Source organism: Acinetobacter sp. AND/436, from assembly GCF_049546925.1.
Lineage (GTDB): Bacteria > Pseudomonadota > Gammaproteobacteria > Pseudomonadales > Moraxellaceae > Acinetobacter > Acinetobacter indicus.
In genome coordinates this window covers 253,060-268,380 of sequence record NZ_JBMXBO010000001.1, presented here as the reverse complement: position 1 = coordinate 268,380, position 15,321 = coordinate 253,060, and the positions used below count along the sequence as shown (strand labels likewise).

At 45.2% G+C, this 15,321-nt stretch carries 15 protein-coding genes and 1 pseudogene; 8 read left to right on the top strand and 8 right to left on the bottom strand.

Going from position 1 to position 15,321, the window contains the following annotated elements:
* Positions 1–81: 81 nt before the first annotated feature.
* From rpsP to rplS, 4 genes are all read left to right on the top strand, one after another.
* Positions 82–339 (top strand): 30S ribosomal protein S16, encoded by a 258-nt coding sequence (rpsP, locus tag ACPEPR_RS01325; RefSeq protein WP_004809941.1) that lies wholly within the window; start codon positions 82–84, stop codon positions 337–339.
* Positions 340–367: 28 nt separating this feature from the next.
* The gene (gene rimM / locus ACPEPR_RS01320) at positions 368–916 is read left to right on the top strand and encodes a ribosome maturation factor RimM (protein WP_075167879.1); all 549 of its coding nucleotides are present in this window, start codon (positions 368–370) and stop codon (positions 914–916) included.
* Positions 917–942: 26 nt separating this feature from the next.
* Positions 943–1,692 (top strand): tRNA (guanosine(37)-N1)-methyltransferase TrmD, encoded by a 750-nt coding sequence (trmD, locus tag ACPEPR_RS01315; RefSeq protein WP_180057383.1) that lies wholly within the window; start codon positions 943–945, stop codon positions 1,690–1,692.
* A gap of 173 nt (positions 1,693–1,865) precedes the next feature.
* Positions 1,866–2,234 (top strand): 50S ribosomal protein L19, encoded by a 369-nt coding sequence (gene rplS, locus ACPEPR_RS01310; protein ID WP_104500703.1) that lies wholly within the window; start codon positions 1,866–1,868, stop codon positions 2,232–2,234.
* A gap of 60 nt (positions 2,235–2,294) precedes the next feature.
* On the opposite strand, the pseudogene ACPEPR_RS01305 reads toward rplS, so the two are convergent.
* The 5 genes and pseudogenes from ACPEPR_RS01305 to ACPEPR_RS01285 all read right to left on the bottom strand — a co-directional run bounded on the left by ACPEPR_RS01305 (position 2,295) and on the right by ACPEPR_RS01285 (position 7,416).
* Positions 2,295–3,271, bottom strand: a pseudogene (locus tag ACPEPR_RS01305) (esterase/lipase family protein).
* A 63-nt stretch (positions 3,272–3,334) separates the two neighbouring features.
* A complete protein-coding gene (locus tag ACPEPR_RS01300; RefSeq protein ID WP_160240920.1) occupies positions 3,335–4,306 on the bottom strand; it encodes an esterase/lipase family protein in 972 nt (323 codons plus the stop codon).
* Between the two features lie 92 nt (positions 4,307–4,398).
* Positions 4,399–5,007, bottom strand: coding sequence for a hypothetical protein (locus ACPEPR_RS01295; protein WP_227554602.1), 609 nt, complete (start codon positions 5,005–5,007; stop codon positions 4,399–4,401).
* A gap of 68 nt (positions 5,008–5,075) precedes the next feature.
* Positions 5,076–6,077 carry an esterase/lipase family protein gene (locus tag ACPEPR_RS01290; RefSeq protein ID WP_160240921.1) on the bottom strand — a complete coding sequence of 334 codons (1,002 nt, stop codon included), beginning with the start codon at positions 6,075–6,077 and terminating at the stop codon, positions 5,076–5,078.
* A 313-nt stretch (positions 6,078–6,390) separates the two neighbouring features.
* The gene (locus tag ACPEPR_RS01285) at positions 6,391–7,416 is read right to left on the bottom strand and encodes a lipase secretion chaperone (RefSeq protein WP_104505666.1); all 1,026 of its coding nucleotides are present in this window, start codon (positions 7,414–7,416) and stop codon (positions 6,391–6,393) included.
* A gap of 287 nt (positions 7,417–7,703) precedes the next feature.
* Here ACPEPR_RS01285 and truB point away from each other — a divergent pair, with 287 nt between their 5' ends.
* The 3 genes from truB to ACPEPR_RS01270 all read left to right on the top strand — a co-directional run bounded on the left by truB (position 7,704) and on the right by ACPEPR_RS01270 (position 10,031).
* Entirely contained in the window at positions 7,704–8,609 is a 906-nt protein-coding gene (truB, locus tag ACPEPR_RS01280; protein ID WP_104473448.1) for a tRNA pseudouridine(55) synthase TruB, read from the top strand.
* A 36-nt stretch (positions 8,610–8,645) separates the two neighbouring features.
* Positions 8,646–9,413 (top strand): sulfite exporter TauE/SafE family protein, encoded by a 768-nt coding sequence (locus tag ACPEPR_RS01275; protein WP_423561819.1) that lies wholly within the window; start codon positions 8,646–8,648, stop codon positions 9,411–9,413.
* 159 nt (positions 9,414–9,572) lie between these two features.
* Positions 9,573–10,031 carry a hemerythrin domain-containing protein gene (locus ACPEPR_RS01270; RefSeq protein ID WP_075168265.1) on the top strand — a complete coding sequence of 153 codons (459 nt, stop codon included), beginning with the start codon at positions 9,573–9,575 and terminating at the stop codon, positions 10,029–10,031.
* A 69-nt stretch (positions 10,032–10,100) separates the two neighbouring features.
* Here ACPEPR_RS01270 and ACPEPR_RS01265 read toward each other — a convergent pair whose 3' ends face one another.
* The 3 genes from ACPEPR_RS01265 to serA all read right to left on the bottom strand — a co-directional run bounded on the left by ACPEPR_RS01265 (position 10,101) and on the right by serA (position 13,464).
* Positions 10,101–10,973 (bottom strand): EamA family transporter, encoded by an 873-nt coding sequence (locus ACPEPR_RS01265; RefSeq protein ID WP_423561818.1) that lies wholly within the window; start codon positions 10,971–10,973, stop codon positions 10,101–10,103.
* A 146-nt stretch (positions 10,974–11,119) separates the two neighbouring features.
* Complete coding sequence (locus ACPEPR_RS01260; protein ID WP_005180400.1) at positions 11,120–11,995, bottom strand: EamA family transporter; 876 nt, start codon at positions 11,993–11,995, stop codon at positions 11,120–11,122.
* 236 nt (positions 11,996–12,231) lie between these two features.
* Positions 12,232–13,464: a phosphoglycerate dehydrogenase gene (gene serA, locus ACPEPR_RS01255; protein ID WP_005180397.1), complete on the bottom strand. Its 1,233-nt coding sequence runs from the start codon at positions 13,462–13,464 to the stop codon at positions 12,232–12,234.
* Positions 13,465–13,818: 354 nt separating this feature from the next.
* Here serA and ACPEPR_RS01250 point away from each other — a divergent pair, with 354 nt between their 5' ends.
* Positions 13,819–15,228 (top strand): FAD-binding oxidoreductase, encoded by a 1,410-nt coding sequence (locus tag ACPEPR_RS01250; RefSeq protein WP_045795292.1) that lies wholly within the window; start codon positions 13,819–13,821, stop codon positions 15,226–15,228.
* Positions 15,229–15,321 lie beyond the last annotated feature (93 nt).

Here is a 15,321-nt window from a genome sequence, read left to right as displayed (position 1 = left end):
AATACTGCCCTCTATGAAAGGGGTTTGAAATGTATCGATGGTCGGTACAGGGATAATCCGTAAAAACTATAAGGTTGTATCATGGTAGTTATTCGTCTTACTCGCGGTGGTGCTAAAAAGCGTCCATTCTATCAAATCGTTGTAACTGATAGCCGCAATCCACGTGACGGTCGTTTCATCGAACGTATCGGTTTCTTCAACCCTACAGCGCAAGGTAAAGCAGAAAAACTTCGTTTAGATGCTGACCGTTTTGCTCACTGGGTAGCACAAGGTGCTCAACCTTCTGAACGTGTTGCTTCTTTAGCTGCTCAAGCGAAGAAAGCTGCAGCTGCTGCATAATTTTAAAGAATTAAGTAGTAGGTAGCCCATGACACCAACACAGAATGTACCCGAAGATCGTATTCAGATTGGACAGCTACGTTCAGCATATGGATTAAATGGGTGGCTCTGGGTCTATTCCAATACAGAACCTATGAGCAACATGTTTGACTACCTGCCTTGGTACATTGAGACCAAAGCAGGTTGGCAAACTGTCGATGTAAAACGTTGGAAACCACATGGCAAAGGCCTGGTTGTCAGCTTAAAAGGTGTGAGCGATCGCACCGCAGCAGACGGTCTGGTTGGTGCAAATATCTGGATTTCAAAATCGCAACTGCCGCAAGCAGGTGTGGATGAGTATTACTGGTCTGATTTAAAAGGTCTAACCGTGTTAGGTCTGGATGATGAGGAACAGGAAGTCAATCTCGGTCAAATCCACGAACTGTTTGAAACAGGCGCTAACGATGTGATGGTGGTTCGCGCAACTGCTGACAGCATTGATGGTGAAGAGCGTATGATTCCATGGCATAAAGATGTGGTACAACGCGTTGATCTCGAAGCGGGTCGTATTTACGTCAATTGGGGCGTAGATTACTAATATTTTTGGAAATACGGGAGTCTGCGATGTTTTTTGCAGTCATTACGCTTTTTCCTGAAATGTTTGAAGCGATTACACGTTTCGGTATTAGCGGGCGCGCAGCACAACGTGATTTGATGCAAATTCATTGTATCAATCCTCGCGATTATGCTGAGGGTAACTACAAACGGGTGGATGAACGTCCATTTGGTGGTGGTCCCGGTATGGTGATGATGGCTGAGCCACTGGCAAAAGCAATCCGCCGTGCCAAAGAACTTGCTCATGAAGCAGGTGCGGTCAACGTACCGGTGGTGTATATGTCACCACAAGGTAAAACCTTAAATGAACCCGCTGTACAAGAATTTGTTCAATATGACGGATTAATTGTGCTGTGTGGCCGTTATGAAGGTGTCGATGAACGTTTAATCCAGAAATATGTCGATCAGGAATGGTCGATTGGAGATTACGTGTTATCGGGCGGTGAACTGCCTGCGATGGTGTTGTTGGACAGTATTATCCGGAGACTTCCGGGTGCCATGTCTGATGAGCAATCCCATGTGCAAGACTCATTTGTGGATGGTCTGTTAGACTGCCCACAATACACAAAGCCTGACCATTTTGAAGGTTTGGATGTGCCTGAGGTATTGAAATCAGGTCATCATGCCAATATTGAAAAATGGCGTTTTTTGCAGCGTTATCAGCGTACACTTGAGCGTCGACCTGAACTGGTTGAACAGGCGGAACTGACCAAGCAGCAAAAGAAATGGCTCAAAGATTTGCCAGAACATAAATCTTAATTTATGCTTCGGGCGCAATGAAAAGCTTGGTCTTTAGACTGAGTATTTAAATAGGCTCTTTATGTCTTGAAGCGGTCAAGCATAAAGGGAAAGTTAATCGGGTCTATGCGCTTTAGCCTCTAGCCCCAGTGGATCTCAGACCTCTTCTGACCCACACATATTGGAGATACCCCATGAGTGGTAAGCATCCTTTAGTTCAAGCTGTTGAAAATGCTCAGCTTAAACAAGACATCCCAGCTTTTGCACCAGGTGACACAGTAGTTGTTCAAGTAAAAGTTAAAGAAGGTGACCGTGAGCGTCTACAAGCGTTCGAAGGCGTTGTTATTGCGAAGAAAAACCGTGGTCTGAACTCTGCGTTCACTGTACGTAAAATTTCTAGCGGTGTTGGCGTTGAGCGTGTATTCCAAACTCACTCTCCAATCGTTGCTAAAATCGAAGTGAAACGTCGTGGTGACGTTCGTCGTGCTAAACTTTACTACCTACGTGAACTTTCTGGTAAAGCTGCACGTATCCGTGAAAAGTTACCAGCTCGTAAAGCGTAATTTTACGTTTTATCGAATTGAAAAAATGCGCCTTTTGGCGCATTTTTTTATGTCTAAATTTTATAAACCTTGCAACTTGAGACGGTTGGCATGTTGACGGTAGACATCGACAGGGTTTGGCGCAAAGATACCCGTGATACCAAACAATAAATTCACCTCATCTAAGTGATTCCATGGAAAATCATCTCGAATCGTTCTACCAAATTTAGCGCTACAGACCGAGACAATGCCATCATTTGCACTTGCTTTAGAAGCAGAGATCAAATCCAGTGCCTTCATCGCGGCATCACTGAAATCTAATGCATTGGTCATTTGTTTGTGCCCATTATTGAATATAGCGCAATGCCTTGATCGTTATATTTGCCTTCACCACAATGCTTTAAAGATAGCCCAAGCGTAAAACGTTGATTAAATTCAGCGGTGCCTTCAATAGAAGTGCTATGACCTGCAGCTAAAGCGTTATGCGGAAAAGCATGTGCATCCAAACCCTGTGCCCACATAATCACAGCGCCAAAACTACTAAACAGGGTATTTAGTAAATCAGAGGTACCAGTTTGACTGGCAAATTTCATCACATCCGATGCCGCGATTGAGCCTTGATTGGCGCCACCGACTGTCATAACAGAAGCGACATGTTGTGGCATGACTCCTGCTGCATAGCGCACTGCATGGGCACCGTGGCTATGTCCAATTAAATTGAGTTTTTTAGCACCCATAATTGCCATGACTTCTTAGAGCTGTTCGACATATTGTTCGCCACGAACTTCTGATGAATTAAAAGGGGACATGCGGGCAGCAAAAGCGGTTGAACCATTACGTGCTAAATCAGGCAAAATTTGATACCAATAATCCATGCCCAAAACATCCATAGCAATGCGATTAAAGCCCATCATGCCATGTGCAAATACGAGGGGGTATTGCATTTTGGCATAGTTAGGGATCACGTTTTTACTTTGTGCTTTTTGTAAATTTGAAGCAGTACCGAATGAGCTAAAGAGTAGGGCAGCTATGGTGAAGTATATTGTTTTAATTTTCATGCAATATCCCAATCATGAATGCAAAGAAAAGCCCTGCAATGCAGGGCTTTAATGAGTTGAGCTTTATAGCCCTTGTAGTTTTAAACGATTCGCATGTTGACGATAAACATCCACAGGGTCTGGAGCAAACATGGCTTTTAAGCCAAAGACCATATTGACTTCGTCTAGGTGGTTCCAGTTGTAGTTATCACGAATGGTTTTACCGAATTTGGCACTGCAACGCGACACTAAGCCATCATTGTTTTTGCCACCATCAATCAGTAGTGCAGTCACTTTGAGCGCAGAGTCAGGATCTAGTAGATTCGTCACTTGACCTACGCCTGTGAACGAATAGTTATAAATGCCTTTTTCTTGATAGCTACCTTCACCACAACTCGTTGTTGGCATACCAATTGGGAATTTTTGGTTAAAGGCTGCGGAACCCGCAGCAGTTAAACTGCGTCCACCTTCAAGTGAATTGTGAGGGAAACTATTTGGATCTAAGCCTTGTGCCCATGTGATGGCTTTGGATACAAGGTTCACGCCACCTACCAATGGACCCTCAACAACAGTGCCTTCAGCTTTTAAAATTAAATCGGCAACGGGTGAGCCTTTATGTGGTCCACCGATAGAAGTTAAAGATGCAACTTTATTTGGGATGACACCTGCCACATAGCGAATCGTTGGTCCACCATGTGAATGGCCGATTAAGTTGACTTTCTGTGCGCCGGTAATCGCCAAAATTTCTTCCACTTGTTGTTTCAACTGCTCACCACGAACTTCTGAAGAGTTAAATGGCGAAACACGTGTTGCCCAAACATTGGCACCATTACGCGCTAAATCTGGCAGAATTTGATACCAATAATCTAAACCGAAAGGATCGCTACCAATTTGAATAAAACCTGCCATACCATGACCAAATACTATTGGATATTTGGTTTTGGCATACTGTGTCGATGCTTTGGCAGTATATTGTTTGGCTTGCGTACTGTTGGCTTGAGCCGTCGTCATGGTCATGGCTGCGATACAAGCAGCAGTGATTAATCCATATTTCATTGTTGTTTCCTCTTGTTGTTTTAGGCAGTCCCAGCCTGATTTCAATCTAAACAATCCACGTAGGTTTATGGTTGGATATATGTAATGCTTGTTTATAAACCTTGTAATTTAAGACGGTTGGCATGTTGGCGATACAAGGCCACAGGATCTTGTGCAAAAGTGCCAATAATGCCGAAGAACTGATTCACTTCATCAAAATGATTATGTTGATAATCTTGACGGATAATTTGTCCATAGCGTCCGCTGCAAAGAGGCAATGCACCATCATTGGGGCTGCCTTTCAAGAAACTACCACCCAAGGTAACGACGGTGGATTCAATGACATCGACTGCATTGGTGACTTGGCGATTGCCCATCCATGAGTAATGATGAATCCCATTCGATGTGATTTTAGTCCCTTGGCTGTTGCAATCTTTCGGAATAGCACTCGAACCATACAGCGCATTAAAGCGTTGTATTTTTTCTGGATGCATTGCATCTAAAGCCGCGGTGATCTCAACAGGATATTGATTCTGAGTAAGAACATTCATGCTATGCCCGAGCAAACTACCAAAGCCATGTGCAAAGACAATGGGATACTTCGTTTTCGCATAGCTAGAGAGTACAAAAGATGCTTGATAGGCTTGTAAGGCAGTGCTGGCTTTTGTGGATGAGATTGCACCCACCCCTAAAGCCAATGCCAAGAATGGAAATATTTTCATTGTTCATCCTGAGGCGAGCGCAATAAAAAAACAATGCCTTTATATCGCGTAATATAAAGGCATTTTGCTTATAAACCTTGTAGTTTTAAGCGGTTGGCATGTTGGCGATACATCGCGACAGGATCTGGTGCGAATAGACCTTTTAAGCCAAACATCATGTTGGCAAGATCGGTGTGATTAAGTTTGTAGTCATCTTTAATGACTTTACCAATGAAGGCGCTGCAACGTGCCACCATGCCGTCATTGTCTTTGCTGCCATACGACAATGGCCCAAGTTGCATTAAAATCGTATCAATGTCTAAGGCGTTGGTCGCTTGCGCCACACCTGTCCATGAATAGTAATAGATGCCTTTACTGTCACGTGGTTTTAGGTTTTTATTACAGTTTTCAGTCGCTGCTAAAACGCCATCTTTCACGGCATTTTGTGCAACCGTTGCATTAAAGGTTTTTGAACCTGTTTGTGTGAGGGACTTCATCGATGCATCAAAGTCAATTTCCAGTTCAGGTTTGAGCTGACCTAAGGCAATTAATGGTCCAATAATATAATCACCTAGAATATTAAATGCTGTACGGGTCAGCGTATTATTTTGGATGTCATCTGCAACTTTAGAGCCATGATAAGTTCCTGCAACCCCAGTGATTGAAGCAATTGCATTTGGTTTTACTTGTGCTGCATAAAGGACTGTAGGGCCGCCATGCGAGTGACCAATCAGATTCACTTTTGGCTGACCTGTGATTGCCATGACATCTTCAACTTGGGCAATGAGGGCTTCACCACGATGTGCAGTAGTATTGGCAGGTGAAAGCTGAGCTGCAAATACAGTAGAACCATTGCGTGCCATATCTGGCAGAATTTGATACCAATAATCTAAACCAATGGTATTGGTACCAATGCGTTCCCAACCGAGCCAGCCATGAACCATTAAAATTGGGTATTTGGTTTTCGCATAATTTGAAGTGACTTTTGCTGTTACTTGGCTTGCACTACCTGCTGCTTGAGTATGCATGCTGAGCCCAATCGCTAGAGTCGACAAAGCAAGTGCCTGTGTTGTTCTTATGAAGGTTTTCATAAACAATTCCTATGTTTTATATTCTTGTTTTCTAGCCGATGCTCATCCGCAAGGGCATGTTATTTAAGCCACTTATTACAAATAAAAAGTGCTTGTTTTTGGAGCAGTTATTTTTTCATGCTAGGGCTTAAAAACCATGTCATTTTGGGACAGTAACGAGCATTTCGATGAATACTAAAATATTGTTTTATATACAAATGTATATAAATATTTAACGCTTTGATTTTTAATGAATTTGAAAAACTGCACTTGAATTGAGAAAAATTTGCATACAAAAAAGGGACAATTTATGTCCCTTTTTTAAAGTTATGAATTAATCTGCAAAGGGCAGTTTGCCTCCTTGATCATGTACTTGCTCAAACGTTTCAGCACGTAAGCGTTCTTCTGGTGATTTAAAGTGTTGTTGGCGTAGCTTTTGTACGGCTTGCTGTTTGGCTGCATCACTCATGCCGCTTTTCATAATACCATCTCGTTCCGTTAAGTAGTTATTAACACTAGACTTCCAGTTGGCACGTTCGCTATCTAGGTTTTCTAAACGTTGTGTAGCTTCAGGACCTACCAGATTCAGACGCATTTGGCGAATTTCTTCACTTGAACCACCACGGGCTTTAATGTCTGCAGTGAGTTTACGCAAATCATCCAATTTATTCAGTTGTTCTAGATTTTCTTGCCAATCTTCGGGTAGTTGTTCAAATAAATCTTTTAGCCGTTGTGCTTTTTCAGCTTCGCTCAATTTCTTGTCAGCAAGAACTTGCATGCGATCAAGTGTGTATTCGTGGTACGTATCTTCTGTGCCAAATAATCCTTCAATTTCATAATTAGAAAAGTATTTTTTGCGCAGATTTTGCGTATTGGTGTAAATGCTGCGGTAGTAAGCAGGGTCTTCTTGATCAATCCCTGTAGGTGGTGTCAGCTCCCCTAAAGCTTGGCGATAGTCGAGATAACGTGTCCATAAGTCTAAAATTTGTGATAGTGCTGGTTCTTGATGGTTTTGGCTAACATAGCCTTTAAAGTCTTGTTTGATTTGTTCTAAGGTCTTTTCACCAAACTGGGTAATAAAATATTCAAAACAGTTGCGGGTTTGTTCATTGACGATCAGGCGATTGCTGGCATCGAGCTGCATTTGACAGTTAATTTCAGTGTCTTGTTGGCTATGACTGGCATAGCTTGGCAAACCAGCTTGAAAATTAGCCTCGCTTGTACCGTGATGTGTAGCATTGTTTTGCTGTTCAGTGGAGCTGCTGGACTGTGTGCTTTGTGTTGGGCGTAACCAAAGAATTAGACTGACAATCACCACAATGATGATTGCCAAGAGCATCCATAATTTATTTTTTTGCATATCCTATGCACCTAAATGGGGTGATGTTATTCGTTATAATGAAAAAATATCTAGTTCTAAAAACGCAGCATCATGCGTGAATTTCAGTAAAAAAAACATAGCCAAACAGGTCATTTTTATACTGCGTTAAAGTGCATGGTAACGACTGAATCTCAACAATAAAATAGATTTTTTGTACAAGATGAGGTCACAGCGAAGCGTCATTAATAGATTTCACTGTCACAAACGTTGTAAATACTTTCACAGGGTTTTACCATGGCGCAGTTTAGAATTGTCCGATTTTTGCCATGAAAGCATCTTCTCCTAAAATTCAGCGTCGTCCTGTGCATGGCGTATTTTTATTGAATAAACCCCTGGGTATCAGCTCGAATGCTGCACTGCAAAAGGTGCGCTGGCTGTATCGTGCGCAAAAAGCCGGACATACCGGTGCTTTAGATCCGTTGGCCTCTGGTTTATTACCAATCTGTCTGGGCGAGGCGACCAAGTTTTCGCATTTTCTTCTGGATTCAACCAAGCGTTACCAGACCACCATTCAATTGGGACACAGCACCACCACCGGTGATGTTGAAGGTGAAGTGCTGTTAGAGGCTGCGGTACCGGCATTGACTGAAGAAAATATTTTAACCGTCCTGACGCAATTTACTGGCGATATTCAGCAGGTGCCACCGATGTATTCAGCGCTGAAAAAAGAAGGCCGTCCCTTATACGAGCTGGCCCGTAAAGGCATTGAAATTGAACGGGATGCGCGTCCCATCAGTATTTATGCGCTGGAGCTGCTAGGGTTTACTGACAATAGTATCACCCTGGATGTGACTTGTTCCAAAGGCACCTATATTCGTGTACTCGGTGAAGATATTGCCAAGGCGCTCGGCAGCTATGGGCATCTGACCTATTTGCACCGTATTCAGACCGGGCATTTTGATCTGATCCCAAGCTACACCCTGGATTATCTGGAAAGCCTGAGCGAAGCCGAGCGTGAAGCGCTGTTGCTGCCGGTTTATGCCCCGATTGAGCATTTTCCACAGGTACAGGTGCCAGAAGGCCGGGCCGAATATTTTTGTCGCGGCATGGAAAGTAATATTGACCATGCGGCGGCAACTCAGGTATTGGTATTTGAGGGCGAGAAATGTTTAGGGCTGGCGGAAATTACCGATAAAAAACGTCTGGTACCAAAACGGGTCTTGAATCTCTAATTTTCATCTGCACTGAGGCCACAGGATTGCCCCGATATGGATATTGAAATCGTCATCAGCCTCGTGATTTTTGCCTTCTGTGCCGGTGCAATTGATGCCGCGGTTGGTGGTGGCGGCCTGATCCAGATTCTGGCGATTATGGGCGCAATGCCGCAACTGGCGCCGGCCACGGTGTTTGGCACCAACAAACTGGCTTCCATTTGTGGCACTGCTTCGGCGGCCTTTTCTTTTTTACGCAAAGTGCAGCTGTCCTGGAAATTGCTGGGCGTGATCGGGCTATGTGCCTTTCTCAGCTCTTTCGTTGGCGCAGCCTGCGTGTCAATGATTCCGACCGATATTTTGCGGCCCTTTGTGCTGCTGATGCTGATCGTGATTGCCATCTACACCTTCATGAAAAAGCAGTTTGGCCAGCTGCATGTGCAGCAGACTTTAAACCGCAAAATGTTGCTCTTGGCGGCGTTGGGCAGTGTGCTGATTGGTTTTTATGATGGTATTTTTGGCCCCGGCACGGGCAGCTTTTTTATTTTCTATTTTATTCGTTATTTACAGGTCGATTTTTTGCATGCCTCGGCCTTGTCGAAAATTGCCAATTTTATGACCAATCTGGCAGCGCTGAGTTTCTTTATTCCCACGGGTCATGTGCTGTTTATGGTCGGGGCGATGATGGCACTGGCTAATATTACCGGTTCTCTGGTCGGGGTACGTCTGGCCTTTAAATATGGCAGCGGCTTTATCCGGATTGTATTTCTGGTCCTGGTTAGTGTGCTGATTGTACGCATGGCCTATCAGATGTTCTGGTTGTAAATCATTCTCATTATTAAAATTTCCCATACAAATTGCTGCAGGAACCGTCGCACGGGCTTGGCGTATAGTGAATGCTTAGCCTGACCTGTCTGCTTAACAATAATGATGCAACCCGTTGTCGGGTGTTTAAATTTTGGCATTTGAAAGGGTAATAACAACATGAATATTTTTGAAGCACTGCGTGAAAGCCATGAAATACAGCGTGATCTGGCCGAGCGTTTAATCCAGACCTCGGGGGATACACCAGAACGCCGCGAGCTGTTTGATCAACTGAAAAATGAATTATTCGCCCATGCTGTGGCCGAAGACCGTTATTTTTATATTCCACTAATGATGACCGATTCCGGGCTGAACATTACCCGGCATGCGCTGGCAGAACATCATGAAATGGATGAACTGCTGGAAAAACTGACCGAAACCGAATTTAGCAATCCGGGCTGGCTGGCGATTGCCAAGCAGCTGTCTGAAAAAGTGCATCATCATTTGCAGGAAGAAGAACATGGCTTTTTCCAGCAGGCTGGGAAAATTTTGGAAGAACGCCAGAAAACCGAGCTGGCCAAACAGTATTTAAATGAATACGGCAAATATAAAGCCATTCAAAAAGACAGTCTGGTCTAAATTCAGGACTTAAAAAAGATGGCTCTCTTGGCCATCTTTTTATTCATCTTGTTTGATCTCTCTTTTTGCTTAAGGGCTGACAGCTTTCTTACGGCTGGCTCTTAGAGTCACGCCCACGGAGGCCAGCATCACGCAGAATAAAGCGACCCATTGCAACAGGCTGATCTGTTCACCGAGTAACACCAGACCGGTTAGCGCGGCCAGTGCCGGCGATAAACTGGACAGGGTGCCATAACTGAGCTTGCTTAAATGCTGTAAGGCTTTCAGGTCCAGTGCATACGGAATGGCGGTGGCCAAAATGGCAATGGCGATGGCTTTGCCCCAGTATTGGGTATCGACCAGGGCCGCGGCATTGTGATACAGACCAATGGGTAACAGGGTCAGCGCAGCCAGACTAATGGCAATGGTGAGGGCATGCATGCCAATATTCTGCTGTACCACGCGCTGCCCGAAATAAATATAGAGGGCCCAGCAAAAGCCGGCGCCCAGCGCACAGAGGGCACCAAAGACTGAAAAATTGTCACTGTTGGCCTGTCCCCAAGGCACCATCAGCGCAATTCCCAAAATGGCTAAAAGCACCCAGATATAATCACTGCGCTGTTTAATCGACAATAAAGCCAGCCCTAGCGGACCAATAAATTCCAGACCAACCGCAATCCCTTGCGGCAATTTGCCCAGTGACATATAGAACAGTACATTCATCAGACACAGGGCGGCGCTATAGCAGAGCAGATCACGCCATTTTAAAAAGGACAGCCGGGAAATAATCTTCCAGGAACGGAACATCAGGCAGATAATAATGGCGGCAAAGCACAACCGTAAAATGGTCACGGTAAGCGGATCGAGCACCTCAAACAGTTGTTTGGCAAAGGAGGCACTAATCTGGTACGAGGTCATGGACAGCACCATGAACAGCACCGACAGCATTTGAGCATTTTGCATAAGCGCACCACCAACACCGGAGGGTGTCAGCACATTGGGGAGATGCTGCTGATTATAGCAATTTGCTTAAATTTTGATGAGTAGCCGGTCAAAATAAATTCCAGCACTACACAGCAGGAGGCTCAGTCTGGCCAGATCCACACCGTTTAACTGGACTGCTGTTTGCGCTGCTGCACGGTATAGGTACAACCAATGGAGGCGGCAATAATGGTGCTTAAGGCCAGCCATTGATTCCAGAGCAACTGTTCGCCCAAAAAGACAAAACCGGAGAGCGCGGCAATGGCCGGTTCCATGCTCATCAGTGTACCGAAACTGAGTGCAGTCAGGTTGCGAAGTGCAATCATTTCCAGACTAAAGGGCAAGGCACTGGCCAGAACTGCCAAGGCAATAAAATAGATGAAATTGCCTGGTTCAAATACGCTAACAGGCAGACCATCCCATAAGGCAATGGGTAATAAAATCAGGGTACCGACTAGCATACCCAGACAGACCGTATGATTCCCGGATACACCCGATGGTTTCTGTCCGGCCACAATATATAAGGCCCAGCAGGCACCGGCGCCTAAGGCAAACAACACGCCCAGACCATCGAGCGGCTGCGCGGTCTGATCAAAAGGAAACAACAGCACCAGCCCAACAATGGCGAGGCCGACCCAAATAAAGTCGAATTTGCGCCGGGCATAAAACAGCGCCACGCTTAATGGCCCGATAAACTCAAACGATACCGCAATCCCCAGTGGCAGGCGGTCAATCGCCAGATAAAACAGCATGTTCATGCCGGCCAGTGCGGCACCGTAACTGAAAATCGCTGGCCAGCGTATAGCTTTGGGCTGAATGTTCCAGAGCTGAAAAATCAGCATCAGCACCAGCGCGCTCAGCAGCAGCCGCATGGCAGAAACGGTCAGAATCGGAAACTGATCAAACAGCAGTTTGGCCATCGAGCCGCTGCTTTGCAGGCTGAGCATGGCAATCAGCAACAACAGCACAGCGCGGAGATGCGGCGCATTTTGAAGTATCGACATAACTGGAATGGGCTGGTTGGGAGAGTAGGGCGATCATCAACAGATCAATAGCCGCTAGCATAGCATGAACAGATGACGCTTCCATGTCGTGGCTGCGTAAGTGGCCAGCAGATAAAACAAGGCTCATTCACGATTTCAAAAGAACATAAAATAAGGATTGCGTATTGTTTTAGAAGCGGGAAATAAAAAACCACAGCGCAAGGGCTGTGGTTTTGGGTGTTACTGTCTAATTGAAATTAGAACAGAACACGTACACGGATAGTGCCTTCAACATCATGCAGCATATCCAGTGCTTCTTGAGATGCAGTTGCATCCACATCCATCACCAGATAACCGACATCACCTTTAGTCATTAAAGATTGACCCGAAATGTTGATGCCTTGCTCAGCAAACAGGTTGTTGATTTTAGACAATACGCCTGGAATGTTTTTATGAATGTGCAGTAAACGGTGTTTACCTTCAGTCAATGGCAAGGCAATTTCAGGGAAGTTCACTGCAGACAGGGTCATACCCTTGTCAGAATAAGCCACAAATTTCTCAGCCACTTCCAGACCAATGTTGGCTTGCGCTTCCATGGTTGAACCGCCCACGTGTGGAGTCAGGATCACATTGTCCAGACCGCGCAGTGGAGAAACGAATTCTTCACCATTGGCTTTCGGCTCTTTCGGGAATACGTCAACCGCAGCACCAGCCAGATGACCTGATTTAATTGCATCTGCCAGATCTTCAATAATGACACAGGTACCACGTGCCGCATTCAGGAAGATCGCGCCTTCTTTCATTTGTGCAAACTGTTCTTTGCCCATAAAGTTACGGGTTGATGGAACGTCTGGCACGTGTAGCGATACCACGTCTGCATTGGCCAGCAATTCAGCCAAAGAACCGACCTGGCGCGCATTACCCATTGGCAGTTTGGTCACTGCATCATAATAGATCACATGCATACCCAGGCTTTCAGCAAGCACAGACAGTTGCGAACCAATTGAACCGTAACCCACAATACCTAAAGTCTTACCGCGTGTTTCAAAAGAACCCGCTGCAGATTTTTCCCAGCCACCGCGGTGACATGATGCCGATTTGGCTGGTACGCCACGAAGTAGCAGAATCAGTTCAGCAAGGACCAGTTCCGCAACAGAACGGGTATTTGAATATGGTGCGTTAAATACTGGAATACCACGTACCATGGCTGCATTTAAATCGACTTGGTTGGTTCCGATACAGAAACAGCCAACCGCGATCAGCTTGTTCGCAGCTTCAAAGATTTCTTCAGTTAATTGCGTACGTGAACGAATACCAATGAAGTGTGCATCTTTGACCGCTTCTTTCAGCGCTTCACCCTCAAGCGCAGTTTTACGGTAGTCGATGTTGGTATATCCGGCAGCATTTAACGTGTCGATGGCATTTTGGTGAACGCCCTCTAACAACAGGAAACGAATTTTATCTTTAGGTAGTGAAAGATGTTGGCTCATTACGGCTCCGCTACAAAGGCCAAATTTAGTGGCAGTATCATATCATAGGAGCGGGCAGGAGATACATTCCATTTATGGCTGATCGGTCTGCTATTTCTGTAGAAAATATAAACGCAGGATTCATTTTTGGTTGAATTAACTCTGTATTTTCAAAGCTATATTATCAAAATGATGGTTTTTCTCAGGTTTTACAGAAAAATCGCTTATAATAGCCCCAGACGGCAAAAACCAGCCTCAGGCTGTTGGTTTCTTGCCCGTTTTTTATCTTTTACTGTGCTTTGGCATGACTTTAAAATGTACAGCGCCAGTCCGGATAAATCTCTTCTTGTTTAATTCTTGCCAGGTCTGCAAACGATGAATGCTCCAGTCGCTTTAACCCCAGAGTTATTGACCCAATTGACTGCAATTGTAGGTGAAAACCGTATTAAAACTGATGCGGACAGCCTCCAGAATTGGGGTCGAGATCATACCAAGCACTTTGATCCAAACCCATCCGTCATCGTTTTTCCATCGAGCACTGAGCAGGTGCAAGCGATTGTGAAACTTGCCAATCAGTTCAATGTCGCAGTGACCCCATCGGGCGGTCGTACCGGTCTTTCTGCGGGTGCGGTAGCGGCCAACGGTGAAATCGTGGTCAGTATGGACAAGATGAACCAGATTCTGGAATTCTTCCCGGCAGACCGCATGGTGCGCGTACAGGCCGGTGTGGTGACTGAACAGCTGCAAAACTATGCCGAAGAGCAGGGCATGTATTACCCGGTCGATTTCGCCTCTGCCGGTTCATCACAAATTGGCGGTAATATTGGTACCAATGCCGGCGGCATTAAAGTCATTAAATATGGCATGACCCGTAACTGGGTGCTGGGCTTAACCGTGGTGACCGGTAAAGGGGATGTGCTGCGTTTAAACAAAGGTATGATCAAAAACGCCACCGGTTATGCACTGCAACACTTATTCATTGGTGGTGAAGGGACTTTAGGCCTAGTCACTGAAGCGGAAATCAAGCTGGAACGTCAACCACAAGACCTGCAGGTGATGGTGCTGGGTGTACCGGATTTTGATGCAGTGATGCCTGTGCTGCATGCTTTCCAGGCCAAAATTGATTTAACCGCATTTGAGTTCTTTGGTGAACTGGCAATGCAGAAAGTACTGGCCAATGGTCATGTACAGCGTCCGTTTGAAACTGAATGTCCATTCTATGTATTGCTTGAATTTGAAGCGCCATTTGAACCGATTATGGACAAGGCAATGGAAATTTTTGAGCACTGTATGGAACAGGGCTGGGTGCTGGACGGCGTACTCAGCCAAAGCCTGGATCAGGTCGAAAGCTTATGGCGTTTACGTGAAGATATTTCGGAATCGATTGCGCCGTTTATTCCATACAAAAACGATATTTCAGTGCTGATTACCCACGTGCCGGCATTCATTAAAGAAATTGATGCGATTGTGGCTGAGAACTATCCGGACTTTGAAATCTGCTGGTTCGGTCATATTGGTGACGGTAACCTGCACCTGAACATCCTGAAACCTGCCGATTTAAGCAAAGATGAATTCTTTGCCAAATGTCAGGTGGTGAACAAGTATGTGTTTGATACCGTGAAAAAATATGACGGTTCAATTTCTGCAGAGCACGGTGTTGGCATGACCAAAAAGCCATATCTGGAATACTCGCGTTCTGCTGAAGAAATCGAATATATGAAAGCCTTGAAACAGGTCTTTGACCCGAATGGGATTATGAACCCGGGTAAATTATTCGACCTGTAATCAGGCCAATAGAACGAAAAAGCGCATCTCCGGATGCGCTTTTTTTATGGCACTTATCATGTGCAATCTCGTTCAAATTACATTCTGTGCATA